The following is a 25,022-nucleotide window of genomic DNA, read 5'->3' on the forward strand; positions in this document are numbered from 1 at the left end:
CCTTATTTTAGGACCCTGAGCGATCAGGGTCTTTTTTTTACACAACAATTGCTTGCATGGCCGTCATTTCCCTTCACCGCCCTAAACTTACCTTCTGGCAGATCTGGAACATGAGCTTTGGCTTTTTGGGCATCCAGTTCGGGTTCGCACTCCAAAACGCCAACGTCAGCCGGATCTTCCAGACCCTGGGAGCGCAGATCGACGACATCTCCATCCTCTGGCTGGCGGCACCTTGTACGGGTTTGCTGGTCCAGCCCATCATCGGTTACCTGAGTGACCGGACCTGGCACCCATGGTGGGGCAGGCGGCGGCCGTTCTTTTTTGCAGGCGCGATCCTGGCGTCCCTGGCCCTCATCCTCATGCCACAGTCATCGACCCTGCTCATGGCCGCGCTCATTCTTTGGGTCCTGGATGCGTCGATCAATATCTCCATGGAACCCTTCCGAGCCTTTGTGGGGGACAAGCTCCCCGGCAGTCAGCGCACAGCGGGTTTTGCCATGCAGACGTTTTTTATCGGCCTGGGGGCGGTCGTCGCGTCACTGTTGCCGTATATTTTTACCAATGTTTTTAAGATCCCCAATACAGCGCCCGAAAGGGTGATCCCCTTATCGGTCCGGTATTCGTTTTATGTCGGGGGCCTCGTGTATATCGTGGCGGTGATGTGGACCGTCTTTTCGACAAAGGAGTTCCCCCCGGAGAACATCGACACCTGGGAAGAAGAAAAGCTCCGCACCAAAGGGCTGTGGAAAGGAATTGCCGAGATCGCCAGGGGGTTTGGGACCATGCCTATCACCATGCGCCAACTGGCACTCGTCCAGTTTTTTACCTGGATCGCTTTTTTCTCTATGTGGATCTATACCTCGCCGGCGGTGGCCCAAAACGCCTACGGTACAACGGATCCTACCACGCACGCCTTTCAGACGGCGGGTGACTGGGTGGGTGTCATGTTCATGGTCTATAACGGCGTCAGTGCGCTCATGGCATTTGTCCTGCCCGTGGTGGCGGGGCGCCTGGGCCGGCGGTTCACCCACATGATCTGTTTACTGATCGGCGGAGCCTCCCTCGTGTCCGTGTTGCTGATCCATACCCCTTGGGTGCTCCTTGTTCCCATGGTGGGCATCGGCCTTGCCTGGGCCAGCACCCTGACCATGCCCTACGCAATCCTGGCAGGGGCGCTCCCGTCACACAAGATGGGTTTTTACATGGGCGTGTTCAATTTCTTTGTCGTTATCCCCCAGATTCTTGCGGCCTGGCTGTTGGGTCATATCGTCAAGTGGATCTTTCACAACCAAAGCATCTATGCCCTGGTGGTGGGTGGATTTTCGATGATGATCGGCGGGGTGCTGAACCTTATTGTACAAGATAAAGACGAGTTAAAATGATGCGTACGTTGTTGCTGTTGCTGCTGGCCGTCTCTGCGGAGGCGCAGACCCAGGTGATCACCCTTCACGCAGGCCCCGCCTCGCAGGAGGTAAAGGTCGAACCATCGAACTGGTGGGTCGGGATGAAAGAACCATCGGTACAGTTGATGTGCTATGCCCCCGGCATCGGAGGAACCACACCCCGGCTGGAAGCTTATCCGGGGGTGGCCTTGAAAACCGTACACAGGGTGGAGAACCGGAACTACCTCTTCGTCGACCTGTCGATCGGCACCGGCGCCCGGCCGGGTGTGCTTCATTTCACTTTTGCAGGTGCGCCGTCTTACAACATGGACTTTGTCCTCCGGGCGCGCGACGCCCGTGACGGTGTGTCGCGCATCCAGGGGGTCACCGATAAAGACCTGGTATACCTGCTGATGCCCGACCGTTTTGCAAACGGAGACCCCTCTAATGACGTGGTTCGCGGCATGCGGGACACCATAGTGGAGAAAGACGCACCCAGCGAACGGCATGGGGGCGACCTCAAGGGCGTTCAGGATCACCTCGACTATCTCAAAGACCTCGGCATCACCACCGTCTGGATGACGCCCGTCAACGAAAACGATATGCCCCACGGCGCCTATCACGGCTATGCCTTTACCGACCAATACCAGGTCGACCGCCGCTTTGGGGGTAACGAAGCGTATGCCGCTTTGTCCGAGGCGCTGCACCGCAAAGGGATGAAGCTCATCCAGGACGGGGTGTACAACCACGTCGGCTCCGACCACTGGACCGTCCTGGATATGCCGATGAAAGACTGGCTCAACCAATGGCCCGAGTATACCAACACCAGCTATAAGGTGGAGCCCCTGTTGGATCCCTATGCCTCCGACATCGACCGGCGTACCTCCGTTGACGGCTGGTTCGTCAAGTCCATGCCCGACCTCAACCAAAGGAATCCTTACGTCCGGAACTACCTCACCCAATACGCCATCTGGGCCACCGAAACCTTTGGCGTCGACGGCTGGCGCGTGGACACCTGGTTTTACAGCGACAAAGACTTCCTCAACCATGTCAACGCCGCGCTCGTCCGCGAATTTCCCCGTCTTACCATGTTTGGAGAGGTGTGGGTAGGCAGTGTGGCGGAAGCCGCCTATTGGTGTCAAAACAACCTCGACGTCCCGTACAAATCCAACCTCCAGGGCGTCGTCGACTTCAACGTCTGTTTTTCCATGCAGGACGCCTTGCGCAAAGACGGCAACCCAGACCGGTTGTATACCACCCTTGCCCAGGACTTCCTTTACAAAAACCCCTTCCGGAACTGTATCATGCTTGACAACCACGACATGGACCGGTTTTACGGGATCGTCGGACAGGATCTCGACAAATACAAGATGGGGATCGCCTGGGTGCTCACCCTTCGGGGTATCCCCGAACTGTACTACGGTACCGAGATCCTGATGCGGAGGCTCAAAAGCGAGGGTGGGGACGGGGTTGTGCGGGAAAACTTCCCCGGGGGATGGCCCGGGGATTCGGTCAACAAGTTTGCGCCCGCCGGACGAACAACCGAGGAACAGGAGGCATTTTCCTATTTACGCACGCTCGCGCACTACCGGTTGGGGTCTTCTGCCCTGACTTCTGGTCGGTTGATGCAGTATGTACCTACCGACGGGATGTATGTCTATTTCCGGTACGACTCCTCCCAAACCGTGATGGTCGCGGCCAATACCAGCGATCATGAGCAGACGCTCGATATGTCGCGGTTTTCGGAGAGGGTGGGGGGCTTCCGTGATGGGAGGGATGTGGTCACCGGAGCGACGGAGCCGTTATCGGGGATGCGGTTGGGGAGCCATAAGGTGGTGGTGCTGGAGTTGAGCAAGTGATTTTGTTACTACGTGCTACTATATTCTGGAATCCTTTCCAGTTCATGGTTTGGGCGTTTTGATGTGTGAAAAAAAGGTGTAGCTTTACACGTTCTTTTCACCATCTAACAGTTGCAGTCATGATTAAGGGGGAGCAGAAATATTCTATTGGGGTATTGGACGGATTTATAAACAACTGTATTTCTTTTGTTTTCTATTATCGACTCATCTTTGTTTTTCTGGCGCTTCTAGCGGTGTGTTTTTACGGCGTCCATGAATATAATGTTTCGGGAAAGGAGGATGCTTTAAAAAATCTTTGTTTTGTCCTCACCGCGGGATCCATCGTTATCGGGATATTTTATAGCATTCTGAACTATGAGAAGAACCATCAGAAAATCAAGAACGACGAAGATATATCGAAGCTTACAAACGCATTTAATGCGGCCTTTGAGTGGACGAAGCCTACGATGGTGGAAAATTTAAAGATTACAAAAAAAATGCATAACGAGCATAAGCACCTGTGCGACCAAAATAAATCGAAGGAGTTTTTTGATATACTTGAGAAAAATGAAGAGGCACGTTCTGCGTTGGTATCCATACTGAATTATCTGGAACTTCTGGCTATCGGTATTGAAGAAGAGGTCCTCGACGAGAAAATGATCAAAAGATATTTCAAGTCAATGTTTTTTAGGTACCATGCCAACTATGAGTTTTATATAAAGTACAGGCGAAAGGTTCACCATAGCCCCACTTCCTGGGAGTATTTCACCAATTTGGCGGAGAAGTGGAATAGGGAAAATTAACTTGTTTGGCACAGCCTATTAAACTATTTTTATAACGACTCAATTAAACACTGATGAAATTTATTAAAGACGCCTCCGACTGGTAGAATGCATAAAGCATATTATAACGGGCCCCGATAGGGGCCCTTTTTTATTGCGCTAACCCCGCCACCGCCCCAATAATAATAATCGCCGGATGCGTCAACCCCGCAGACGCAGCCAGCAAAGGCAGATCCCGGACAAGGCCGAGCGCCTTCTTGCGCGAAGGCAGCGACGCGTGCTGGATGATGGCCGCCGCCGTATCGCCCCGGCCTTCGGACACATAGACCGCGGCGATCTCTGTGAGTTTTTTCATACCCATATAAACGACAACGGTGGCGCGGGAGGCGAGCGCAAGCCGGAGGTCGTGGGAGAGGGTCCCGTCCTTTTTGGTACCGGTGACGATCCAGACGCTTTCGGCGAGGTCGCGGTGGGTGAGGGGGATGTCTTCCAGACCGGCGGCCTGCATGCTGGTGATACCGGGGATGTAGCTGGCGGGGATGCCGTGGGCGCGCGCAAACTGAATCTCTTCCATGCCGCGGCCGAAGATGAAGGGGTCGCCGCCTTTGAGGCGGACGACGCAGCGGCCGGCGGCGAGGCTGGGGCCAGGGCCGCCGCCGGCCCTGTCGGACGTATCGCCGGATGGCAAAGCCTTTTCCAGTATCAACCGGTGGATCTCCTCCTGCGGCGTATACTCCCCGTATGGTTTTTTCCCAACATATATTTTCTCGCAATCCCCGGGTGCGTAGGCGAGCAGGTCGCGGTTGATGAGGTTATCGTACAATATGACGCGCGCACGTGCGAGGGCTTTTTGCGCCTTAAGGGTGATCAATTCAGGGTCTCCAGGGCCTGCGCCGACGACGATCAATTCCATATTATTAAAAGTTATATATAATGTTTTTGACAAACTTGATGTAAAAATATGGGCATAACTATGATTTATTTCAAGATAATGGCGTAATATTACATAAGGGATAAAGATTATTAAAAAGCAAATATGATCGGGTCGCAGCCATCATATTTGCGTTTATCCCGGTAAAATCGCTTGATTAACTTAAACTTATGTCCATGGCAGCGTCCGCTTTGCCTATCGTGGCTGTGATTGGAAACGGGATGGTCGGTTACAAATTCTGTGAAAAGATGGTTTCCCGTTCGGCCCCCTTTCAGTTGGTTGTTTTTGGGGAAGAGACCAGGGTGGCCTATGACCGGGTTCACCTGAGCGCTTATTTCGACGGCAAAACGGCCGACGACCTGTACATGGCTCCTCCGGGCTGGTATGCCGAAAACGGGGTGACACTCTATACGGGGGATCCCATCGTTACCATCGACAGGGAGAAAAAAATACTGCATTCGTTCAAGGGTCTTACACAAAAATACGATTACCTGGTGCTGGCCACCGGATCTTCTGCTTTTGTGCCGAATATTCCGGGGGTGGATAAGGAAGGTGTTTTTGTCTACCGCACCCTGGAGGACCTGGATATGATCAAGGCCTACGCCCGGAAGGCGACCAAGGGAGCCGTGCTGGGCGGTGGGCTGTTGGGGCTGGAGGCGGCCAAGGCGCTCCTGGACCTGGGGATGGAAGAAACCCATGTTGTCGAGTTTGCGCCCCGGTTGATGCCGCGGCAGATCGACGCGGGGGGAAGTGCCCGGTTGCAACACCGGCTGGAGGCTTTGGGGCTGAAGGTCCATCTGAACAAACAGACGGCAGGGATCAAAGGGGAGCACAGGATTGAGGGGCTTTCTTATGCTGACGGCACTGCCCTGGATGTGGACATGTTGGTGATCTCCGCGGGGATCCGGCCCAGGGACGAGCTCGCCCGTCATGCGGGTTTGATGATCGGACCCAGAGGAGGGATCCTGGTGGACGACCGGATGAAGACGAGTGACCAGTATATCTATGCCATCGGCGAATGCGTTTTGCACAATGACATGATCTACGGTCTTGTGGCGCCGGGCTACGAGATGGCGGATGTGGTGGCTTCCCGGTTGTGTGGCAGCCCCAAACGGTTTAGCACCTTCGACATGAGTACCAAGCTCAAGCTCATCGGCGTAGACGTGGCCAGCTTTGGCGACCCCTTTGCCGAAGGTCCGAATGTAAAGGCGCTGACGTACGAGGATACATACACCGGTGTGTACAAACGCATCAACATCACAAAGGACGGCAAGCAGTTGTTAGGGGGTATCCTGGTGGGCGATGCGGAGGCCTATAATATACTATTGCAAACGACGGTCAACAAGATCGCCCTGCCGCCCAATCCCGAAGACCTCATTCTCGGCGCCCGGGGCGGCGCCGGCGGGGAAGGTATGAACATCATGGACCTGCCCGACGATGCGATTATTTGTTCCTGCGAAGGGGTGACCAAGTCCAGTATATGCGGTGCCGTACGCGAAAAGGGAGTCACGACGATCGACGCGATGAAGAAGTGCACCAAGGCGGGCACCGGCTGCGGAGGGTGCGTGCCCATGGTCAAGGATCTGCTGACCGGCACCATGAAGGCCGAGGGGATGTATGTAAAAACAACGCTTTGCGAACACTTTGACTATTCCCGCCAGGAACTCCTGGATCTGGTCCGGCTGAACGAGGTCAAGACCTACGACGAGGTCCTGGATCAGTTTGGGCGAGGGGACGGGTGTGAGGTGTGTAAACCGGCGGTGGCCTCGATCCTGGCCAGTCTTTGGAACGACCTTATCCTGAAAGAGGACACCATACAGGACAGCAACGACCGCTTTCTGGCCAACATACAAAAGGGCGGGACTTATTCGGTGGTGCCCCGTATACCTGGGGGGGAGATCACCCCGGAAAAGCTGATCGCCATCGGGCAGGTGGCCCAGAAGTATGGATTATACACCAAGATCACGGGCGGCCAGCGCATCGACCTTTTTGGCGCGCACCTGGATGACCTGCCCGAGATCTGGAGCGAGCTCATCGAAGCCGGTTTTGAAAGCGGGCACGCTTACGGCAAAGCCCTGCGGACGGTCAAAAGCTGTGTGGGCAGTACCTGGTGCCGGTTTGGCCTGCACGACAGTGTAAGCTTTGCGATCGAGATCGAAAACCGCTATAAAGGGTTGAGGGCGCCGCACAAGCTCAAAGGGGGCGTGTCGGGTTGTATCCGCGAGTGTGCCGAGGCCAGGGGCAAGGACTTTGGCATCATCGCCACCGAAAAAGGCTGGAACCTGTATGTCTGCGGGAACGGTGGCTCGAAACCCGCCCACGCGCAGCTCCTCGCGGCGGATGTCGACAAGGAGACCTGTGTGCGTTACCTGGACCGTTTCCTGATGTTTTATATCCGCACGGCCGACCCGCTCACGCGTACGTCGACCTGGCTCTCCAAGATGGACGGCGGGATGGCCTACCTGCGCAATGTCGTCGTGAACGACAGCCTTGGTATAGGGGCGGAGCTCGAAGAGGCCATGGCGCGGCACGTCGCGACCTACCAGTGCGAATGGAAGGCTGCTATCGAGGACGTCAATATGCGCAAGCGGTTTACCCACTTTGTCAATGCCCCTGGAGAAAAAGATCCCACGGTGGCCCTGGTGCCCTTGCGGGAGCAGGTCCGGGCCAAAGAGTGGTAGCCCGCGGTTCACACAAAGGAATGGTCATTTAAAAGATACGTTATGGAAATACTGTCAGCGACGCGTTGGTTGTACGCCTGCCGTACGGAAGACGTACCCCAAAATGGGGGCGCCTGTGTCAAACTGGAAGATACCCAGATTGCGATTTTCAATTTTACGCGCCGGGGGGAATGGTATGCCACGGATAACATGTGTCCTCACAAACAACAAATGGTGTTGTCCAGGGGGATGATCGGGAGTTCGGGGCACGACTGTGAACCGAAGGTGGCCTGTCCCTTTCACAAAAAGACGTTTTCCCTGGTGAACGGGGAATGCCTGGATGGGGAACCCTACAGCATCCGCACCTATCCGGTCAGGGTAGAAGACGATAAGATTTATATAGGAATAGACGGGGAGGAATAAGGTTCTTCTTTGGTCAGCAGCCCCAGCCGGACGGGGTCCAGGATACGGATGTCCTTCCCGGTGACGGCGACGATACGGTCTTTGACAAGTTCATTCATGATCCGAAACACAGTTTCGTAGGTAGTGCCGGTAAAGGACGCGAGGTCCTGCCGGCTCAGGGTAAAACCGATGGCCCGGTCGGGCGTCGTTCCGAATTTATCCCTCAAGGCCAGGAGGGCCTGGGCCACGCGGCCCTTGACCTGCATGTGCGCCAGGTTGCGCATCCGTTTCTCCGACTCCTGGAGCTCCTCGGCAAAAAACTGGAGCAGCCGGTAGATAAACGGATAGTTGGTGCGCAGGCTGGCGTTCAGGAAATCCAGGTCGATATAACAAACGACCACGGGCGCCAGGGCGGTGGCCGAGATAGGGTATACGGAATCCTTACCAAGGCCGCGGTGCCCAAACACATCTCCCGCGGCGGCAAAGCGAATGATCAGCTCCTTGTCCTGGTCCCACTTCTTATGCACTTTCACCACCCCGCTGTTGACAAAATAGATACCGGTCACAGGATCCCCCTCGCGAAAAATCGTTTCGCCTTTCCGGAATTCGAAGTTTTTCCGATGGGCGGCGATGGCAGGACTCCATTCCGGCAGACAGTTTTTGCACAGAAAGCAGCTACTCAGGTCACACGTATGTTTATTTTTCTTCATTTAAATATTTATTGGAAAAATAGGTAAAATATTGAATGGTTTCTCGTATTTTTATAACATACGATAGGTTTATAGGTCGTTTTTAGCGGTTGCTTGCTATAATTTCATTAAATGTGTAAATAAATTAATATGAAGTAACCCACCAAGACTGACAAAAACTAACGCACAAAACAAAGAACCCCGCCAGGAGTCGCAGTCCATGACGGGGTGACGTTTCAAATCGCTTGAACAACTTAAAACCATTCAAATGTATCGAAAACTGTTTGAAAAAACGGGTTGGTACGTCATTTTGTTCTTCTCCGGGGCTCTGACTACACGCGCACAGGCGCAGCTTTTGATCAGCGGTCAGCTCAGGGACCGGGCAGAATACAGGGACGGTACCGGCACGCTTCTCCCGCTTACCTCCACGCCTTCCATCTTTATCTCCCAAAGGGCACGGTTATCGCTTGATTATCAATCTACTCATCTCCGTTTTCACACCTCCGTCCAGGACGTCAGGGTGTGGGGACAAGACGCCTCCAGCATCGACAATGCCGATGGCACCAAATTTCAGGTTTACGAGGCCTGGGCCGAGCTGGTCTTATCCAACCGGAAGGACTCCGCCTTTAAAAAATCTTTTACCAATTACTTAGGTATCCGGATCGGCCGGCAGGAACTGGTCTATGACGACGGACGGCTGCTGGGAAACCTCGACTGGTTGCAACAGGCCCGGCACCATGACGCTGCGGTACTTCGCTGGAAACCAGGTGCCTGGCAGGTGGACCTGGGCGGCGCCTTCAACCAGAATTCGGATGCCTGGAACTATAACGGGACCTACTATACACCCGCCAACGTATTACCGTATGTAAAGGACAGCAAAGGAAACCTGACGACGACGCCCGCGGGGTTTATCCCCCTGGTCAATGCGGCGGGGTTGAGTTCTCCCACGGGTAGCCCGGCGGAGGTGGCCTCTCCGTCCACCAACGGTCAGTACCAGGATTATAAGGCGCTGCAATTTCTGTATGTCGCCCACCCCATCGGGGAAGCACGGTTGAGCTACCTTTTGGTGGCCGACCAGTTCGGGAAGTACAGCAACGACTCCGTCCGCAATATCGTAGGAACAGACACGGGCTATGTTTACGGAAAACATTTTAACCACGCAGGCGTCAATGCCCGTTATACGACCGGGTTATACCTCACAGCCCCGTTTGGGTCCGCCTGGCAGTTGATCGCGGGCGCGTATTACCAGGGCGGGAAAGACCGGGACGGTTTGACCATGCAAGCGTATATGACGACGTTGTCGCTGACCTACAAACCGACGGCCTTCTCCTTTACCGCGGGTTGGGACGTGCTGTCAGGGAACAACGCGTACTCGACGTCCACGGACAATCACCGTTTCGACCCGCTGTATGGATCGCCGCACGGCGTCCATGGCGCTATGGATTATTTCTATGCAGGCACGGGCTCGCCTACGGGTGGGTTGAGCGATGCCTACTTTAAAATAAAATATACGGCCACGAGGCTGACGACGGGGTTGGACTATCGGTATTTCTCCCTGGCCGGCAGCCAAAAGGATACGAAAGGAAAGTCTGTGGACAAATACCTGGGGAGCGAGCTCGACTGGATCACCTCCTATAACCTCGCACCTTCGGTCAACATTACGTTGGGGCTTTGTACCATGGCGGCGACGCCCAGCATGGCGTATGCCAAGGCCATCACCCCGGGGACTGCCCGGCTGAATGCCTACTGGAGCTACCTCCAGGTCAACATCACCCCGGACCTCTTTAAAAAATAAGAAGATGAACAAACCGCTCGATCGTTTAAACATATTCTCCCTCAAGGGCGTCCAGATGCGGACCTTTCACATCACCTGGCTGATGTTCTTTGTCTGCTTTTTTGGATGGTTCGGCCTGGCACCCCTGATGCCGACCATCCGCGTCGACCTGGGGCTGACCAAGGCGCAGGTCGGGAACATCATCATCGCTTCGGTGGCAGCGACCGTCCTGGCGCGTCTGGTTGTCGGCAAGCTGTGCGATACCTGGGGGCCGCGCAAGACGGCGGTACGTCTTCTGCTTGCCGGATCGGTACCGGTGTTCCTTGTAGGGCTCGCTCATGATTATACATCGTTCCTGCTTTTCCGTCTTTGCATCGGCGTCATCGGCGCGTCTTTCGTCATCACCCAGTTTCATACCTCGATGATGTTTGCGCCCGCCATCAAAGGCACGGCCAATGCGGTCACCGGAGGATGGGGGAACCTCGGCGGGGGGGTCACCAATATGGTGATGCCGCTGGTGTTTTCCGCCATCGTCGGCATGGGTTTTACGCCCCACGCGGCGTGGCGGTACGCCATGATCCTGCCGGGGGTAATGATGCTCGGGATTGCATTCTTGTATTATAAGTATACGACCGATACGCCTGAGGGCAATTTTTCTGAGCGCCTCCAGAAGCCGCCTACCGATTGGACGGTCCTCGCGGATCCCCGCATCTGGGTGCTGATGCTTGCCTATGCGATGTGTTTCGGCATGGAGCTCACGTTTGACAACGTGGCCTCGCTGCACTTCGTGGATACCTTTCACCTCACCCAGGCCGCGGCCGGTTTTTGGGCGGGTGTCTTTGGGTTTATGAACCTTTTTGCCCGGGCACTCGGCGGCATCTTTTCTGACAAGGCGGGCAAACGGTGGGGAATGAAAGGCAAAGGATATTTCCTGGCCGGAGCGCTCCTCCTGGAAGGGACCGGTCTCATCCTGTTCTCGATGGCAGGTTCGCTGGCCATGGCCATCGGGTTGATGCTGTTTTTTGCCCTTTTCCTGAAAATGGCCAACGGGGGCACCTTTGGCATCGTCCCCTTCGTCAATACCAAGAACGTCGGGCTGGTCAGCGGGATCGTCGGTGCCGGGGGTAACCTCGGGGGTGTATTGTTCGGCTTTTTGTTTAAATCGTCTTCGCTCACGTATGCGCAGGCCTTCCGGTGGATCGGGTTGACCATCCTCGCGGTGAGTGCCATCGTCGCGTTGACGCGCTTTGCCGTAAAAGCGAAGCGTACCCCTTCTCCGTCGCTGGTATTCGCGGAGGAGGAAGTATTTATATGACAACTGACGTATATAAAACGACGTGCTGCTATTGTGGTGTGGGCTGCGGGGTCATCGTGCGGAAGGACAAGCAGGGCGCACTCACAGCGGAAGGGGATCCGGATCACCCGGTGAACCGGGGACAGTTGTGCAGCAAGGGAATGAACCTGCACCATACGGTCAACGACCGTTCGGACCGTCTGTTGTACCCGCAGATGCGCTACAACAAGCAGTCCCCCATGCAGAGGGTAAGCTGGGATGCGGCGTTGGAAAGGACTGCGGCAGTGTTTCGCACGTTTATCGACAAATACGGCCCGGACAGCGTAGCCATTTACGCGTCCGGGCAGTGTTTGACGGAAGAATATTATACGCTCAACAAGCTGATGAAGGGGTTTATCGGAAGCAACAACATCGATACCAACTCCCGTCTTTGCATGAGCAGCGCCGTCGTGGCCTATAAAATGGCCCTGGGGGAGGATTCCGTACCAGGCTGTTATGAGGACGTCGACACCGCGGATTGTATTTATGTGGATGGCGCCAACCCCGCCTGGTGTCATCCCATCCTTTGGAGGAGGGTGGAGGCCGCAAAAGCCGCCAACCCCGACCTGGTCCTGATCGTGGCCGATCCCCGGCGGACGGACACGGCCACCACGGCGGACATACACCTCCAGCTCCGGCCGGGGACCGACATCGCCCTCAACAACGCCATCGCCCGGGTGTTGATCGAAAACGGCGACATCGACATCGATTTTATCCACGACCATACCGAGGGATTCGAGACCTACCGGGCCCGCGTTTTCCAACGGACCGTAGCCGAGGCGGCCGCGATCTGCGGCGTGTCCGTGGAAGACATCCGGCGCACCGCCCGCTCGATCGCGGCTTCCAAGGGTTTTATCACGATGTGGACGATGGGGTTGAACCAAAGCGTGGCCGGGGTCCACAAAAACCTCAGCCTGATCAGCCTCAACCTGATCACGGGGCACATCGGCAAACCGGGGTCCGGTCCCTTTTCCCTAACCGGCCAACCCAACGCCATGGGCGGCCGTGAGGTCGGCGGGCTGGCGACTTTGTTGGCGGCACACCGCGACTTGAAAAACCCTGCCCACCGCTTGGAGGTGCAAACCTATTGGGGGAGCGGACCCATATCGGCAACGCCCGGTCTGACGGCGCCCGAGATGTTCGCCGCCTTGGAAAGCGGCCGGTTGAAAGCCGTCTGGATCATCGGCACCAACCCGCTCGTCAGCCTGCCCGATGTGCGTGCCGCGGAACGTGGTTTGTCCAAAGCCCGCTTTGTTGTCGTCCAGGAGGTCAGCCGCAAACCCGAGACGCTGGCTTATGCGGATGTGGTGCTGCCCGCCGCCGCCTGGGCGGAAAAAGAGGGGACCATGACCAACAGCGAACGCCGCATCAGCCGTTTGCACAAGGTTACCGATGCGCCCGGCGAGGCCCTGGCCGATTGGGAAATCATCTGCCGGCTGGCGACGGCGATGGGGTTTCCGGGGTTTTCTTACAAAAGTCCTTCGGAAATATATGATGAGCACGCGGGGTTGACGAAAGGGACGAACATTGATGTGAGCGGGGTGAACTACGCGTTGCTCGGATCCGGCGGCACGGTGCAGTGGCCGCTGCCTGCCGCCGGCGCCTCGGCGGCGTCGCCGGCAGGCCCGGGGGGCCCTTCGACGGCCGCCCTGACGCCCCGCGGCGCGGCCTTCGGCCCCGCGGGCACTCCCCGGCTCTTCACCGACCGCCACTTCTACACCCCGAGCGGTCGCGCCCGCTTTCACGACCTCCCCGACGACGCGCGGGGCGAGACCACCGACGGCGACTATCCTTTTATTCTGACCACCGGCCGGATCCGCGACCAGTGGCATACGATGAGCAAGACGGGTAAGGTCCGCAAGCTGAACCAGCATATTCCGCGCTCCTTTGTCGAGATGCATCCCGACGACGCCCGGCGGCTGGGCGTTGCGGAAGACGACCTGATCTGCGTGTCGTCCCGCCGGGGCGAAGTCGTGGTCAGGGCACGCGTAACAGACTCGATCCGGAGGGGTGTACTTTTCCTACCCATGCACTGGGGTAAGATCCTTCAAAGCGACCTGAACCGGGCCAACAATGTGACCAAAAACGTGGTCGATCCCCTGAGCGGTGAGCCCGATTTCAAATATTGCGCGGTCGCCGCGGAGAAGTATGTCAAACCCTTCCAGCGGATCGTGATCGTGGGGGCGGGGACCGGAGCCTTTGCCTTTATTCGCGCCCACCGGGAGCGGTACCCCCACGACGAGATCACGGTCTTTAGCAAGGAGATCAATCCTTTTTATAACCGCATCCTTCTTCCCGGCTATGTAAGTGGAGAGCACGACTGGGAAAGCATGCAAAACCTCCGGGAGGGAGACGAACAACACTTTACCCTCCACCGGGGGGTGGCGGTCACGGCCATCGACCGGGCGGGCAAATACGTGGTCGATTCCCGTGGTGAAAGGACTCCTTATGACATCCTCCTCTTAGCCACCGGGAGCCGCGCCACCTGGCCAAAACAGGTGCCCTCCCTGGAGGGTTTATTTACCCTGCGGACCCGGGAAGACGGGGACCGCTTCCGGAGTATGCTTTTCCCCGGGGCCAGGGCGGTGATTGCGGGCGGCGGGCTGATCGGTCTCGAAATGGCCGCGTCCCTGAGGGAAATGGGGGTGCACGTCACCATCGTCCACCGCTCCGCCCGTTTTATGGAGCGCCAGCTTGATCCGCTGGCCAGCCAGCTCCTCCACGGGCAGATCACCGACATGGGGTGCGACACCTTTTACAACGACGAGGTCCAGCTGTTCTACGGGGACAAGGCGGTCACCGGCATCCGGCTCAAAAGCGGCCGCTATCTCGACTGTGACGCCGTTATGTTCGGGATCGGCACGACCCCCAACATCGAGCTGGCGCGCGAGTGCGGGCTCCCCTGCCAGCGCGGCGTCGTCGTCAACGAACGCATGCAGACGGCCGACCCCTCCATCTTCGCCATCGGGGAGATCGCCGAGTGCAAGGGGATGATGTTTGGCATCGCCGCCGCCGCAGAAGAACAGGCCGGCATCCTGGCGCGCTGGCTCGAAGGGGACGTCGCCGCCGCCTATAACGGGACGCTCGCGATGAACATCCTCAAGATCCAGGGTTTCGACCTTTGCAGCCTTGGGTTGACAACCTGTCCGGACGATCCCGCGTACGAGGAAATTGTCTTTATCGACAAGGCCAAACGCTACTATAAAAAATGTATCGTCCACCAGGACCGCCTCGTGGGCGCCATCCTGATCGGCGACAAACAGGAACTACAGGAGTTCCGCGAGATGATCGCGGGCGAACTGGAGTTGAGCGAAAAACGCCTCCAGCTCCTGAGGAGCGGCAAAAAAGCCGAACCCGTCCTTGGCAAGCTTGTGTGCAGTTGTCAGGGCGTCGGCGCCGGAAACATCCGGGCCGCGGCCGAAAAAGGCTCCTGCACCGTAAAGGACATCGGTATCGCCACCGGGGCCGGCACCGGTTGCGGTTCCTGTAAACCGGAAATACAACGCATCCTGGAAAGCCTGGCCGTTCCGTTATGATCCGCAGGCAACATATCGTCAAGGTGAACCTCCCCGGAGGCGTGGTGCCCGCGGGGCTTCTGCTGGCGATCGCGGAGGCCGCGGGGGCGGGTGGCGAAGCCCGTTTCGGGAGCCGTCAACAGCTCTTCCTGGAGGTCCGGCCCGAACGCCTGGATTCTTTGACGCGCAGCCTCACCGAAGCCGGCGCTTTTTTCGAGGTCGACGCCGACGAGTACCCCAACATCATGAGCTCCTATGTGTCGGAAAACATCCTCCACAGCGCCGGCTGGACCCGCGAGAGCGTCTACAAGGACATCCTTGACGCCTTCGATGCTCCGCCCCGGGTGAAGGTCAATATCTGCGACCCCGGCCAAAACCTCGTCCCCATCCATACCGGCCACCTCAATTTCGTGGCGTCCACGGTGGGCAACTACTGGCACCTGCTGGTGCGCTACCCCGGCACCGAGCGCGTGTGGGAGTGGCCGTCCCTCGTGTATTCGGGGAATATCGCGCGGTTGTGCAAGGTGCTCGAAGAGGCATTGCCGGGCAGCGCCGACCTGGAAGCGCGCTACGCCACCATCATGGAATCCGAGCAATGGCTCCCCCAACCGGCGCCCGATCCCCTGGCGGTGCCCGAATTCGCGCTGCCGTATTACGAAGGCTTCAACCGGTATGCCCAGGGGCTATGGCTGGGCGTGTACCGCCGGGACGAACGCTTTCCGCTTTCGTTCCTCCGGGACGCCTGTCAGCTTGCCTTAGGTACCAAGGTCGCCCAGTTTTTTGTCACCCCCTGGAAGTCCCTCGTCATAAAAGGCATCGCCCCCCGCGACCGGAAGGGCTGGGACATCCTGCTGGGGCGCTACCTCATCAATGTCCGGCACGCCCTTAACGAGCTTTGCTGGCAGTCCGAGGACCTTTCCGAGGAAGGGCTGACCCTCAAAAATTTCCTGGTCCGCCAGTTCGATAAGGAAGACGTGCGGACCTGGGGGCTTTGTTTTGCCGTACAGGTCCAGCAGGGGAGCGCTCCTTTTGCCTCCATCCTGGTCCGCAAAAGACCCAATACCAGCGCCAACCAGCGGAAGGCGCTGGACCGCTACGACATCCTCTATGCCCGCGACTTCAACCCCCACGAAAGGGAGTACGTCCTCTTCCGGAAAGAAATCGAAAAGGAACACCTGACGCCCTACCTGGTCTCGCTGTGCAAATACTATTATGAGCTCAGGAGTGGGGAGGGAGATATTGCCCATCATGTCTACGGCGAGCGTCGCGTCGACACGGTGGAGGTCGAAATGGTGTACCAGTGCAAACACTGCCTGACCATCACCGAACCGGAGGGGACATGCCCCGTTTGCGAAGCGGACGCGACGGATTTTGTCCGGGTCCCCAAGCCCATGCCTGTTGGATAATGCGTACTTTGTATCCATGAAACCGACCATTACCATCGTTTACTGCCCGCGCTGCGGGTGGTTGCTCCGGGCCGCCTACATGGCCCAGGAGCTGTTGACGACCTTTAATGACGACCTGGATGGCGTTTTGCTCCGGCCCAGCGAAACCGGGGGACAGTACACGATCTTTATCGACGGGCAGGTAATGTACGACCGCAAGGAGCACGGGCACTTCCCGGAGATCAAGGAACTCAAACGGATGGTCCGGGACCGTGTCCACCCGGGCATGTCCCTGGGGCACGTCGATGAGCACTGAGCTGACGGGCATCGTCCTTTGCGGAGGGGAGAGCCGGCGCATGGGCGCCGATAAGGGATTGCTGCCCTGGGCGCCGCCCGGCGCCGCGGCCCCCGCGCCAGGCGCGCCGCCGGCGGCGCCCGCGAGGCCCACCGCCGCGGACACGCCGCCCACTGCCGCCGCGCCGCCGCTCACCTGGGCCGGCCGCGCCGTCGCGCTCATAGAACGCCAGGGCCTCCCCTGGCTCATCTCCGTCCGCTCCGCGCAGGTGGACACTTACGAGAAGCTTTTCGGCGACCGCCTGGTACTGGATGACGGCGAAGCGCCGGGCCCGCTGGGCGGGCTGCTAAGCGCTTACCACGCCTGCCCGGGCACGGACCTCCTGCTGTTGGCTTGCGATATGACAGCAATAGACGAGGCAATCTTAGACGAACTGCTGAAAGCATACAAGAACATACCGGACGAAGACTTTTTCGTGTACCAAACCGATGGTTTTGCGGAACCCTTCCCGGGGATATACCGGGCGCGGGCGATAAAGCCCGTGGAAAGCCTGCAGTTATTGCTGCGCGGAGGCCGCACGCACTTCCTGCCGGTGACACGGCCCGAGGCGTTTATCAACCGGAACACGCCGTGAGGCGGGCACCCGGCGGCGGGTGTGTCCCGACGCGGGCGGCGCGCGCAAAAGCTTACAGCATAATCCGCATCACCATCGGCTTCGCCCAATCCCCCCAATCCTTAAAAGAGTCCCGAAGGGTGGACAGCATCTCCGTGTAGCCCATCTTTTGCCCCTTCTTTGGCGGCTGCATCGGCTGTTTGGGTTCGCCCAGGACAACCTTGGTGGCGTACCAACTGGTGTGGAGCTTGGGGATGACCATGCCGAGGATCATGCCGGGGAGGTCGCCGAAGGACTCGGGCCCGGCAGGGGAGAGGATTTCGTCGGTGTAGAATACGACAACAAATACGCTGTCCATGATAACGGTGGTGGCGCGGTGGCATTCAAAACCGGCGATGACGCGGGTGTCCGCGGTGATCCTCCAGTGGAGGGTGCGGAGGGAGTCGGAAAGCAGGAGGGTGGAGCCCCACATTTGTTTCTGGCTGACCTGCCGGCGCGTGTCGCGGTCGGCGTAGACGATGTTGGTAGACCCCGGGGCATCCCACATACGGACGTTGTCGGGGTTTTCCCGGCCTGGTTCGAACAGCGAATGGTTGCCGGAGAAATAAAGGTTGAACCAGGTGATCTTGTTCTCCGGCATGTTCTTGCGGATTTCGTCGGCGAAGTCGCCATCCCCGGTAAACTCGTTGCGGAGGTTTTCCTTCCGCTCGTATTCGATCGTTCCGGCCTGGATAAAACGGACGGTGCCGCTGCTGTCCTGGGCAAAAACGGGCAGGGAGAAAACGAGCAAGGCTATGGTCAGAAAGTGGCGCATCATTAAAAGTTTTTTATTCCCCCCAGGGGTTGTCTTTTGGTTTTCCATTTTTGGCAAAGTTCCAGGTCACGCTAAACATCATGTACCGGTGGATGGCGGTGTACACGGATTGGGTGGCAAGGTTGGTGGTGACGCTGCGGGTAAACCCGGTGTTTTGGTTAAACAGGTCGTTGACCGTTGCCTTGAGCACGAGGTCGTTGTTCTTGAAAAAGCTTTTTTGCAGCGAGACGTTGACCAGGGCGATGTTTTTGTTGGTAAAGACCGTGGTCTTCTGGTAGAAGTTCATGTCCCAGTCGGTGGCCAATAGGAATTTCCAGGGGAGGTCCTTGGAAGCGTCGCCGTTGAACTCGTAGGTCCAATAGTTGATGTTGCTGGAGGACTGGATCGAAGACTTGCTGGTGTTGTAGGTGGCATTGAAGCGGACGTCAAATTCGTAGACCTTTTCCTTGCGCTTGTTCGTGCCGAGGGCAAGACCGTAGTTGCCGCTTTGGGTGTTGTTGAGGAGGCCGTTGACGTAGTTGGTGTATTTGTTGTACCCGATATTCGGGCCGAAGAAAAAATGCAGATCGGGCTTTTTCCACCTGAAATTATAGCCCCCGCCAAGGTTCCCGTTTTGGGAATTGTTTACGTTGACGGTCTGGGAATAGGTTTTGCCCGACTTGTCCACGGAATCCTTGTTGCTAAAGGCGTTGCTGGTGAAGGTATAACCGCCCCAGAAGAACATACCCCGGTCGGCCAGGACGTTATACTTGTTGTAGTTCATGTTGACCCGGTTGGTAAAGGAAGGTTTCAGGTTGGGGTTCCCTTCCACGATGTTCAACGGGTTGTTGTTGTTGGCCACCGGCTGGAGCTGGTCGAGGCTGGGTTGGGTCGTGTTGCCGTTGTAGTTGATGCCAAAGTAGGTGGACCCGCCGGACCGGTAGCTGAAGTTGGCTTTAGGGTACCAGTTGATAAAGTCCCGGTTGCGCACCAGGTCCTGGTAGATATTGTCCTGTTTATAGCTGGTGTACCCCACGTCGGACCCCAGCGCATAATTGTACTTCTTTGTCGACTTCCGGAAAAAGGCGCCGCCGGCGTTGGTCAGGATGTTCAGGTTGTAAAAGTTACTGTACGCAGAGTCCAGCAGTGAATATTTACCGCCCGCATTCTTGTTGTAGGCATTGACGTCGGAGGTGGCGCTCAGCAGGTTCACCCCATAGTCGAGGCTGAGGTAGGTGTTGTTGAACAGGGGTTCGGTATAGGTGAGCTTGGTGAGAAGGGTCAGGTCCCGGCTATAGCTGGTCTTGTACTGATCGGTGGTATCCACGCTTTGCAGCGGGCCGCCTTCGTAGCTGTTCACAAGCGAATATTGGTTGCCGGTGCTGTTGATCTCGGTATAATTTTCCTGGGCGCTGAAGGAAAGGGTGCGCCCTTTTTTGTGGGTCTTGTGTTGCCAGAGCAGGGTGCTGTTGAACGTATTGTTGTCGCCGATGATGTTTTTGTGGGTGCCTGCATTGTTGATCAGCGCGCTGTCCTGGTTGACCGCGAAACTGGTGTCTTGTTCAAAGGTCGTCTTGTGCCGCATTTTCCCCTGGGCGGTGACTTTAATCTCGTTGAGGGAGTCGAGCTGGACGTCGTACCGCGCGCTCAGGGAGTGTTGCCGGTCGAAGTAACGGCTAAAGGTGTTGGAGGTGGTTTTGTTGGTGGTAGAGTCGGGGAGGGTGAGCAGGCTGACCGTATTGTTGTTGACACCGACCTGTACCTGGTTGAAGATATAATCTCCACCCAACGAGATTTTGTCGTCGTCGAATTTGTTGTTGTAATGGGCCCCGGCGTTCCAGGCGATGGGGACCCCCTGTCCGCTGTACGAGCCGTTCCAGTTGGTGAAGTCGTCGTTGGACCCGCTAAAGAAAAACATCATGTCACCCCCGTCATTGACCGTGCTGATGCCGCTGCTGCTGTAATTGGTGTTGTCCGTCATGTTCAACCCGGTTTTCCCGGTATTGGCCGCCACGCCAAAGAAGGACAGCTTTCGCTTGTTTTTGAAAAAGTTGGCGGCAGCGGTGTTTTCATAATACCCGTCGGTACCCAGCCCCCCGCTGATCTTTCCGAAGTAGCCGTTCTTCTTGCCGTTTTTCAGTTTGAGGTTGATGGTCTTCGTCGTCTGTCCGTCGTCGATCCCGGTAAACGCGGCCTGGTCGCTTTTTTTGTCAAAGACCTGGACCTTGTCCACGGCGCTGGCGGCGATGTTGCGGGTGGCGATCGTGGGGTCGTCCCCAAAAAACTCTTCCCCGTCCACGAGGACCTTTTGGACGGTTTGACCCTGGGCGGTGATCTTCCCGTTCTTGTCCACCTGTATGCCGGGCAGGCGTTTGAGCAGGTCCTCGGCGGTCGCCCCCGGGCGTACCGCAAAGCTGTCGGCCGTGAACTCTACGGTGTCGCCCTTCATCCGGATCGGGTTGACCCCTTTGATGATGACTTCCTTCAGGATCTGGCTGCGGAGGGTAAGAAAAATCCCGCCGAGGTCGTTGGGGCCCGGAACCAGGTGTATAGAGTCGCGGTAGGGGGCAAAAGCAGGATGGGAAATCCAGATCAGGTAGTCGCCCGCGGGCAAACCCGAAAAATGGAAGGCGCCTTTGGCGTCCGCGCGGGTAAAGGCGACCATGTTGGTGTCCACCGGCCGCAGCAGGAGAATGACCGTATTGGCCGGGATGGACTGGTTGATGGTGTCTTTGACCGATCCCGTGACCTGGGCGGTCTGGGCACGGGTTTTGACGCCCAAAAGGGTAAAAAGGATCAGGAGGAGCGCAAGGGTTCTTCTCATAATGGGCGTTTAGGGGAAGCACTAAAAGATTAGTGATATAAAAAAAGCAAAAGTTTTTGAAGCCATGAAATCTATTCCTGCTCCAATGGCCTAATTTTATGTTAAAGTGCCGTATATGCAATACGAGGAACGCTACTTCGTCGACAGTACTAGACAGGTTTGGAACTACTCCCTTTTCACCGACGAAGACATACGGAACTTTCAGAACGGTACGCATTACCGCCTCTACGAGCACTTTGGCGCCCACGCACTGCAGGTGCTGGATAAGGAAGGATATTACTTCGCGGTTTGGGCTCCGAACGCGACATTCGTATCGGTCATCAGCGACTTCAACGAATGGAACAACGAAACCCATCCGCTCCTCGTCCGGGAAGACCGGTCCGGCATCTGGGAGGGTTTTATCCCGGGCTTTCCCAAGGGCGTACGCTACAAATACCACATACACGGTTTTCAGGGCGTGCACCTGGACAAGGGCGATCCCTTTGCCACTTACTGTGAACTGAAGCCCTATACGGCGTCCATCACGTTCGCCCCCCGTTATGAATGGAAGGATACGCCATGGATGAATACCCGGGCCGCCCATAACGCCCTGGATGCGGCCTGGAACGTGTACGAGGTACACCTGGCCAGTTGGATGCGCCCGGACAAAAACAACGAAGACTGGTACAACACGTATGACCAGCTCCGCGAATTGCTGGTGCCTTACGTGAAGGACATGGGTTTTACCCACGTGGAATTCATGCCGGTCATGGAGCACCCCTTTGACGGAAGCTGGGGCTACCAGGGCACGGGTTATTTTGCGCCCACCTCCCGTTTCGGGTCGCCCGAGCAATTTATGGCCCTGGTGGACGCGTTTCACGCGGAAGGCATAGGGGTGATCCTCGACTGGGTTCCTTCTCATTTCCCCTACGACGCCCACGGCCTTTTTCTTTTTGACGGTGCGCATACGTATGAATACGCGGACATGCGCAAGGGCTATCACCCCGACTGGAGCAGCTATGTGTTCAACTACCGGAGGGGAGAGGTCAAGTCTTTTCTGATCTCCAGCGCACACTTCTGGCTCCGGCGCTACCATGTGGACGGGTTGCGCGTGGATGCGGTTTCCTCCATGTTGAAGCTGAACTATTCCCGGGAAGAAGGGGAATGGGAACCCAACGAATATGGAGGCGACGGCAACCTGGAGGCCATCCACTTCATCAAGGACCTCAACGAAACCATCTTCAGGGACTTTCCCGACGTTCAGACCATTGCGGAAGAAGCCACCGACTGGCCAAAGGTCTCGCGGCCGACGTATGAAGGCGGCCTGGGATTTGGTATGAAATGGATGATGGGCTGGATGCACGACACCCTGAACTATTTCAAAACCGACCCCCTGCTCCGGAGCGGTAAACAGGATCTTTTTACGTTCAGCCTCATGTACTTCTATGACGAAAACTTCATGCTGCCCCTCAGCCATGATGAAGTCGTCCATGGCAAGAGCCCCATGCTCTATAAAATGCCCGGGGACGAATGGCAGAAGTCCGCGAACCTGAGGTTGATGTACAGCTATATGTATTCCCATCCCGGTGCCAAACTGCTTTTTATGGGGGACGAGTTCGGCGCCACCACCGAATGGAACCACCATTCCGAGCTTCCCTGGCACCTCCTGCAGTATCCCGCGCACCGGGGCATACAGGATTGCGTGCGGACGCTGGGGCATTTGTACCGGTCGGAACCCGCCTTCTACGAACGCCAGTTCCAGACGGGCGGTTTTGAATGGGTGGACCTGGGGCACCGCCTCGAATCGGTGGTCGCGTATCGCCGGAAAGGACACCGCCCGGAGGACGACATCCTGGTGGTGCTGAACATGACACCCGTTGTCCGCAGGGACTGGAAGGTCATCACCTACGGGAAGACGCACTGGACGGAAATATTCAACAGCGACCAGGCCGGCTATTGGGGGACCGGGGATACCTACAACCCCCTCATTCCGGTACAGCCCCTGGCGCACGACGAAGGGCTGGCCGAGCTTACCCTCCACCTGCCTCCCCTTGGAGCGGTTTTCCTCAAATAGGAAAAAATCGATATTTTAGCGCAATATGGTTTTATCACAAAATGGACGTGCGAAAGGCTTTGTTGGATTGATCGTACTATTGGTTTTGGCCTGTCATGGAAAGTTCAAGGAAGTACCTAAACACCGCGAGATCGTTGAACAACCGAAGGAGCTGTCCGAAAGGACGGCGGACAACATCAGGGTAGCCCTGTCGTATGCAGAAGACAATGACGGCAAGGTCAACGACTCGATCCGGCTCGAACACCTGGACCTCCTGAAACAATGGTATGAAGGACACGCCTTTTCCACGGCCTGGGTTCATCCGCCTGCTCTATCACCTCTGGCCGACAGTCTGTATGCGTTCCTCGAAAAAGGGATGTATGCCGGTCTTTTCCCAGGCGACTATCACGGTCGCCAGCTGGCTTCCATCCGGGAGCGGCTCCAGCGCAATACCTTTGACGACAAGGACGCCGTCCTTTGGTCCCTGCAGGACCTGCTGCTGACGGATGCGTTTGTCGGCATGACCCACGACCTGGCTTTTGGCCGTATCCCCCGGGACACCACCACCCTCCGGAAGGATTCCGCCTTTACAAACGATCAATACCTGGGTTTTCTAAGCCGCATCACCGGCGGCGGCCAGGGTGTTTCCCCCTTCCTCGACTCCCTCCAGCCTGCCCTGAGGGGGTATCGTTCCCTCAGGGAGGCCCTGGGCAACTTTTTGGACTCCGCGCGGTTTCAACAGTATACGCACATCGACTATCCCGATAAGGACACCCTCAACTTTTATCGCCAGCTCTTGACCCGTTTCAAGGAAGAAGGATTGGTATCGGACTCTGCGGGCGTACCCGATGATTCGGTCGCCTGGTCCCGGGTGATCAAGACTGTCCAAAAGGCCAAAGGGTTAAAACCCGACGGCATACCCGGGCCCATGCTCGTAAAAACGCTCAACCTCAGCGACTATGAACGCGTCCGCATCGCAGCGCTCAACCTCGACCGGTACAAGCTGTTGCCCGATTCCGCTTCCATGCCCAAAGAATACGTCTGGGTAAACCTCCCCGGTTTCTATCTCCAGGTATGGCGCAACGACAGCCTTCAGTTCCAGTCAAAGGTCATCGTGGGACACGCCGCCACGCGTACGCCCGTGCTGACTTCCCGGTTGTCCAACTTTGTGACCTACCCCGTCTGGACCGTGCCCGAAAGCATCATCTATAAGGAAATGCTGCCAAAGATCAAGCACAACGTGGGCTACCTCACCAGCCAGAACCTCGTCGTCGTCAACGACCGGGACAGCGTCTTGAATCCTTACGCACTGCCCTGGCAGCGCTACAGCAAAAACAATTTCCCCTACAGGATACGCCAGCTCGAAGGCAACGACAACTCGCTTGGCGTGATCAAGTTTAATTTTCCCAACAAATACAGCGTTTACCTACACGATACCAACGAACGGGATCTTTTTGCCAACAACTCCAGAGACCTCAGCCACGGTTGTGTCCGCGTACAGGACTGGAAGGCGCTCTCGGGGTACCTGGTGCGCAACGACAAAGTGCGTTACCCCATGGATACCATAAAGGCGTGGATCGCCCGCTCTGAAAAACACACCGTCTATTTCAACAATCACGTCTATCTTTTCCTCCGGTATTTTACTTGCGACGGAAAAGACGGACGTTTGGTTTTTTATGATGATATTTATGGAGACGATAAACGTCTCCTGGATGGCTTCTTTAAGGAATCCATACACTAGAATATAGTCCAATCCTTTGGAAATCAAAATGGT

General features: G+C 56.8%; 17 protein-coding genes. 13 read left to right on the plus strand and 4 right to left on the minus strand.

Annotation, left to right across the window (positions count from 1 at the left end):
• The first annotated feature begins 56 nt into the window (after positions 1-56).
• The 3 genes from EDB95_RS10010 to EDB95_RS10020 all read left to right on the plus strand — a co-directional run bounded on the left by EDB95_RS10010 (position 57) and on the right by EDB95_RS10020 (position 4,023).
• The gene (locus tag EDB95_RS10010) at positions 57-1,382 is read left to right on the plus strand and encodes an MFS transporter (RefSeq protein ID WP_133993176.1); all 1,326 of its coding nucleotides are present in this window, start codon (positions 57-59) and stop codon (positions 1,380-1,382) included.
• Positions 1,379-3,241 carry a glycoside hydrolase family 13 protein gene (locus EDB95_RS10015; RefSeq protein ID WP_246073580.1) on the plus strand — a complete coding sequence of 621 codons (1,863 nt, stop codon included), beginning with the start codon at positions 1,379-1,381 and terminating at the stop codon, positions 3,239-3,241. The genes EDB95_RS10010 and EDB95_RS10015 overlap by 4 nt, the downstream gene beginning before the upstream one ends.
• A gap of 119 nt (positions 3,242-3,360) precedes the next feature.
• Positions 3,361-4,023 carry a DUF4760 domain-containing protein gene (locus EDB95_RS10020; protein ID WP_133993178.1) on the plus strand — a complete coding sequence of 221 codons (663 nt, stop codon included), beginning with the start codon at positions 3,361-3,363 and terminating at the stop codon, positions 4,021-4,023.
• Between the two features lie 130 nt (positions 4,024-4,153).
• Here the strand turns inward: EDB95_RS10020 and EDB95_RS10025 are convergent, their stop codons facing one another.
• A complete protein-coding gene (locus EDB95_RS10025) occupies positions 4,154-4,915 on the minus strand; it encodes a uroporphyrinogen-III C-methyltransferase (protein WP_133993180.1) in 762 nt (253 codons plus the stop codon).
• Between the two features lie 194 nt (positions 4,916-5,109).
• On the opposite strand from EDB95_RS10025, the gene nirB reads away from it, so the two are divergent.
• Both nirB and nirD read left to right on the plus strand, forming a co-directional pair.
• Positions 5,110-7,614, plus strand: coding sequence for a nitrite reductase large subunit NirB (nirB, locus tag EDB95_RS10030; RefSeq protein ID WP_133993182.1), 2,505 nt, complete (start codon positions 5,110-5,112; stop codon positions 7,612-7,614).
• Positions 7,615-7,656: 42 nt separating this feature from the next.
• Positions 7,657-8,016 carry a nitrite reductase small subunit NirD gene (gene nirD / locus EDB95_RS10035; RefSeq protein ID WP_133993184.1) on the plus strand — a complete coding sequence of 120 codons (360 nt, stop codon included), beginning with the start codon at positions 7,657-7,659 and terminating at the stop codon, positions 8,014-8,016.
• On the opposite strand, the gene EDB95_RS10040 is transcribed toward nirD, so the two are convergent.
• On the minus strand, positions 7,989-8,705 hold the full coding sequence (locus EDB95_RS10040; RefSeq protein ID WP_133993186.1) for a Crp/Fnr family transcriptional regulator: 717 nt from the start codon (positions 8,703-8,705) through the stop codon (positions 7,989-7,991). The two genes, nirD and EDB95_RS10040, sit on opposite strands and share 28 nt — an antisense overlap.
• 247 nt (positions 8,706-8,952) lie before the next feature.
• On the opposite strand from EDB95_RS10040, the gene EDB95_RS10045 reads away from it, so the two are divergent.
• The 6 genes from EDB95_RS10045 to mobA are packed head-to-tail and all read left to right on the plus strand — an operon-like array spanning position 8,953 to position 17,620.
• Positions 8,953-10,479 carry an alginate export family protein gene (locus EDB95_RS10045; protein ID WP_133993188.1) on the plus strand — a complete coding sequence of 509 codons (1,527 nt, stop codon included), beginning with the start codon at positions 8,953-8,955 and terminating at the stop codon, positions 10,477-10,479.
• Between the two features lie 4 nt (positions 10,480-10,483).
• Complete coding sequence (locus EDB95_RS10050) at positions 10,484-11,773, plus strand: MFS transporter (RefSeq protein ID WP_133993190.1); 1,290 nt, start codon at positions 10,484-10,486, stop codon at positions 11,771-11,773.
• Positions 11,770-15,327, plus strand: a complete 3,558-nt coding sequence (locus EDB95_RS10055) for a nitrate reductase (RefSeq protein ID WP_133993192.1) — start codon at positions 11,770-11,772, stop codon at positions 15,325-15,327. The genes EDB95_RS10050 and EDB95_RS10055 overlap by 4 nt, the downstream gene beginning before the upstream one ends.
• The gene (locus EDB95_RS10060) at positions 15,324-16,712 is read left to right on the plus strand and encodes a rubredoxin (protein WP_133993195.1); all 1,389 of its coding nucleotides are present in this window, start codon (positions 15,324-15,326) and stop codon (positions 16,710-16,712) included. Before EDB95_RS10055 ends, EDB95_RS10060 begins: the two co-directional genes overlap by 4 nt.
• A 16-nt stretch (positions 16,713-16,728) precedes the next feature.
• Complete coding sequence (locus EDB95_RS10065; protein WP_133993197.1) at positions 16,729-17,007, plus strand: SelT/SelW/SelH family protein; 279 nt, start codon at positions 16,729-16,731, stop codon at positions 17,005-17,007.
• Entirely contained in the window at positions 16,997-17,620 is a 624-nt protein-coding gene (gene mobA / locus EDB95_RS10070) for a molybdenum cofactor guanylyltransferase (protein ID WP_133993199.1), read from the plus strand. The genes EDB95_RS10065 and mobA overlap by 11 nt, the downstream gene beginning before the upstream one ends.
• Before the next feature lie 52 nt (positions 17,621-17,672).
• Here the strand turns inward: mobA and EDB95_RS10075 are convergent, their stop codons facing one another.
• The gene (locus EDB95_RS10075) at positions 17,673-18,416 is read right to left on the minus strand and encodes a GLPGLI family protein (RefSeq protein WP_162852540.1); all 744 of its coding nucleotides are present in this window, start codon (positions 18,414-18,416) and stop codon (positions 17,673-17,675) included.
• 10 nt (positions 18,417-18,426) lie between these two features.
• Complete coding sequence (locus EDB95_RS10080) at positions 18,427-21,216, minus strand: TonB-dependent receptor (protein ID WP_133993203.1); 2,790 nt, start codon at positions 21,214-21,216, stop codon at positions 18,427-18,429.
• A gap of 115 nt (positions 21,217-21,331) precedes the next feature.
• Here EDB95_RS10080 and glgB point away from each other — a divergent pair, with 115 nt between their 5' ends.
• Positions 21,332-23,269: a 1,4-alpha-glucan branching protein GlgB gene (gene glgB / locus EDB95_RS10085; protein WP_133993205.1), complete on the plus strand. Its 1,938-nt coding sequence runs from the start codon at positions 21,332-21,334 to the stop codon at positions 23,267-23,269.
• Between the two features lie 25 nt (positions 23,270-23,294).
• Entirely contained in the window at positions 23,295-24,989 is a 1,695-nt protein-coding gene (locus EDB95_RS10090) for a L,D-transpeptidase family protein (RefSeq protein WP_133993207.1), read from the plus strand.
• Positions 24,990-25,022: the final 33 nt, after the last annotated feature.

Source organism: Dinghuibacter silviterrae, from assembly GCF_004366355.1.
GTDB classification, from domain to species: domain Bacteria; phylum Bacteroidota; class Bacteroidia; order Chitinophagales; family Chitinophagaceae; genus Dinghuibacter; species Dinghuibacter silviterrae.

What these genes read in the sequence shown, in the direction of transcription:
- EDB95_RS10090 (WP_133993207.1), top strand. Translation starts at nt 23,295, where the DNA reads ATGGTTTTATCACAAAATGGACGTGCGAAAGGCTTTGTTGGATTGATC.
- glgB (WP_133993205.1), top strand. Translation starts at nt 21,332, where the DNA reads ATGCAATACGAGGAACGCTACTTCGTCGACAGTACTAGACAGGTTTGG.
- EDB95_RS10015 (WP_246073580.1), top strand. Translation starts at nt 1,379, where the DNA reads ATGATGCGTACGTTGTTGCTGTTGCTGCTGGCCGTCTCTGCGGAGGCG.
- EDB95_RS10025 (WP_133993180.1), bottom strand. Translation starts at nt 4,915, where the DNA reads ATGGAATTGATCGTCGTCGGCGCAGGCCCTGGAGACCCTGAATTGATC.
- EDB95_RS10075 (WP_162852540.1), bottom strand. Translation starts at nt 18,416, where the DNA reads ATGATGCGCCACTTTCTGACCATAGCCTTGCTCGTTTTCTCCCTGCCC.
- mobA (WP_133993199.1), top strand. Translation starts at nt 16,997, where the DNA reads ATGAGCACTGAGCTGACGGGCATCGTCCTTTGCGGAGGGGAGAGCCGG.
- EDB95_RS10010 (WP_133993176.1), top strand. Translation starts at nt 57, where the DNA reads ATGGCCGTCATTTCCCTTCACCGCCCTAAACTTACCTTCTGGCAGATC.
- EDB95_RS10020 (WP_133993178.1), top strand. Translation starts at nt 3,361, where the DNA reads ATGATTAAGGGGGAGCAGAAATATTCTATTGGGGTATTGGACGGATTT.
- EDB95_RS10050 (WP_133993190.1), top strand. Translation starts at nt 10,484, where the DNA reads ATGAACAAACCGCTCGATCGTTTAAACATATTCTCCCTCAAGGGCGTC.
- nirD (WP_133993184.1), top strand. Translation starts at nt 7,657, where the DNA reads ATGGAAATACTGTCAGCGACGCGTTGGTTGTACGCCTGCCGTACGGAA.
- EDB95_RS10080 (WP_133993203.1), bottom strand. Translation starts at nt 21,216, where the DNA reads ATGAGAAGAACCCTTGCGCTCCTCCTGATCCTTTTTACCCTTTTGGGC.
- nirB (WP_133993182.1), top strand. Translation starts at nt 5,110, where the DNA reads ATGGCAGCGTCCGCTTTGCCTATCGTGGCTGTGATTGGAAACGGGATG.
- EDB95_RS10065 (WP_133993197.1), top strand. Translation starts at nt 16,729, where the DNA reads ATGAAACCGACCATTACCATCGTTTACTGCCCGCGCTGCGGGTGGTTG.
- EDB95_RS10055 (WP_133993192.1), top strand. Translation starts at nt 11,770, where the DNA reads ATGACAACTGACGTATATAAAACGACGTGCTGCTATTGTGGTGTGGGC.
- EDB95_RS10040 (WP_133993186.1), bottom strand. Translation starts at nt 8,705, where the DNA reads ATGAAGAAAAATAAACATACGTGTGACCTGAGTAGCTGCTTTCTGTGC.
- EDB95_RS10060 (WP_133993195.1), top strand. Translation starts at nt 15,324, where the DNA reads ATGATCCGCAGGCAACATATCGTCAAGGTGAACCTCCCCGGAGGCGTG.
- EDB95_RS10045 (WP_133993188.1), top strand. Translation starts at nt 8,953, where the DNA reads ATGTATCGAAAACTGTTTGAAAAAACGGGTTGGTACGTCATTTTGTTC.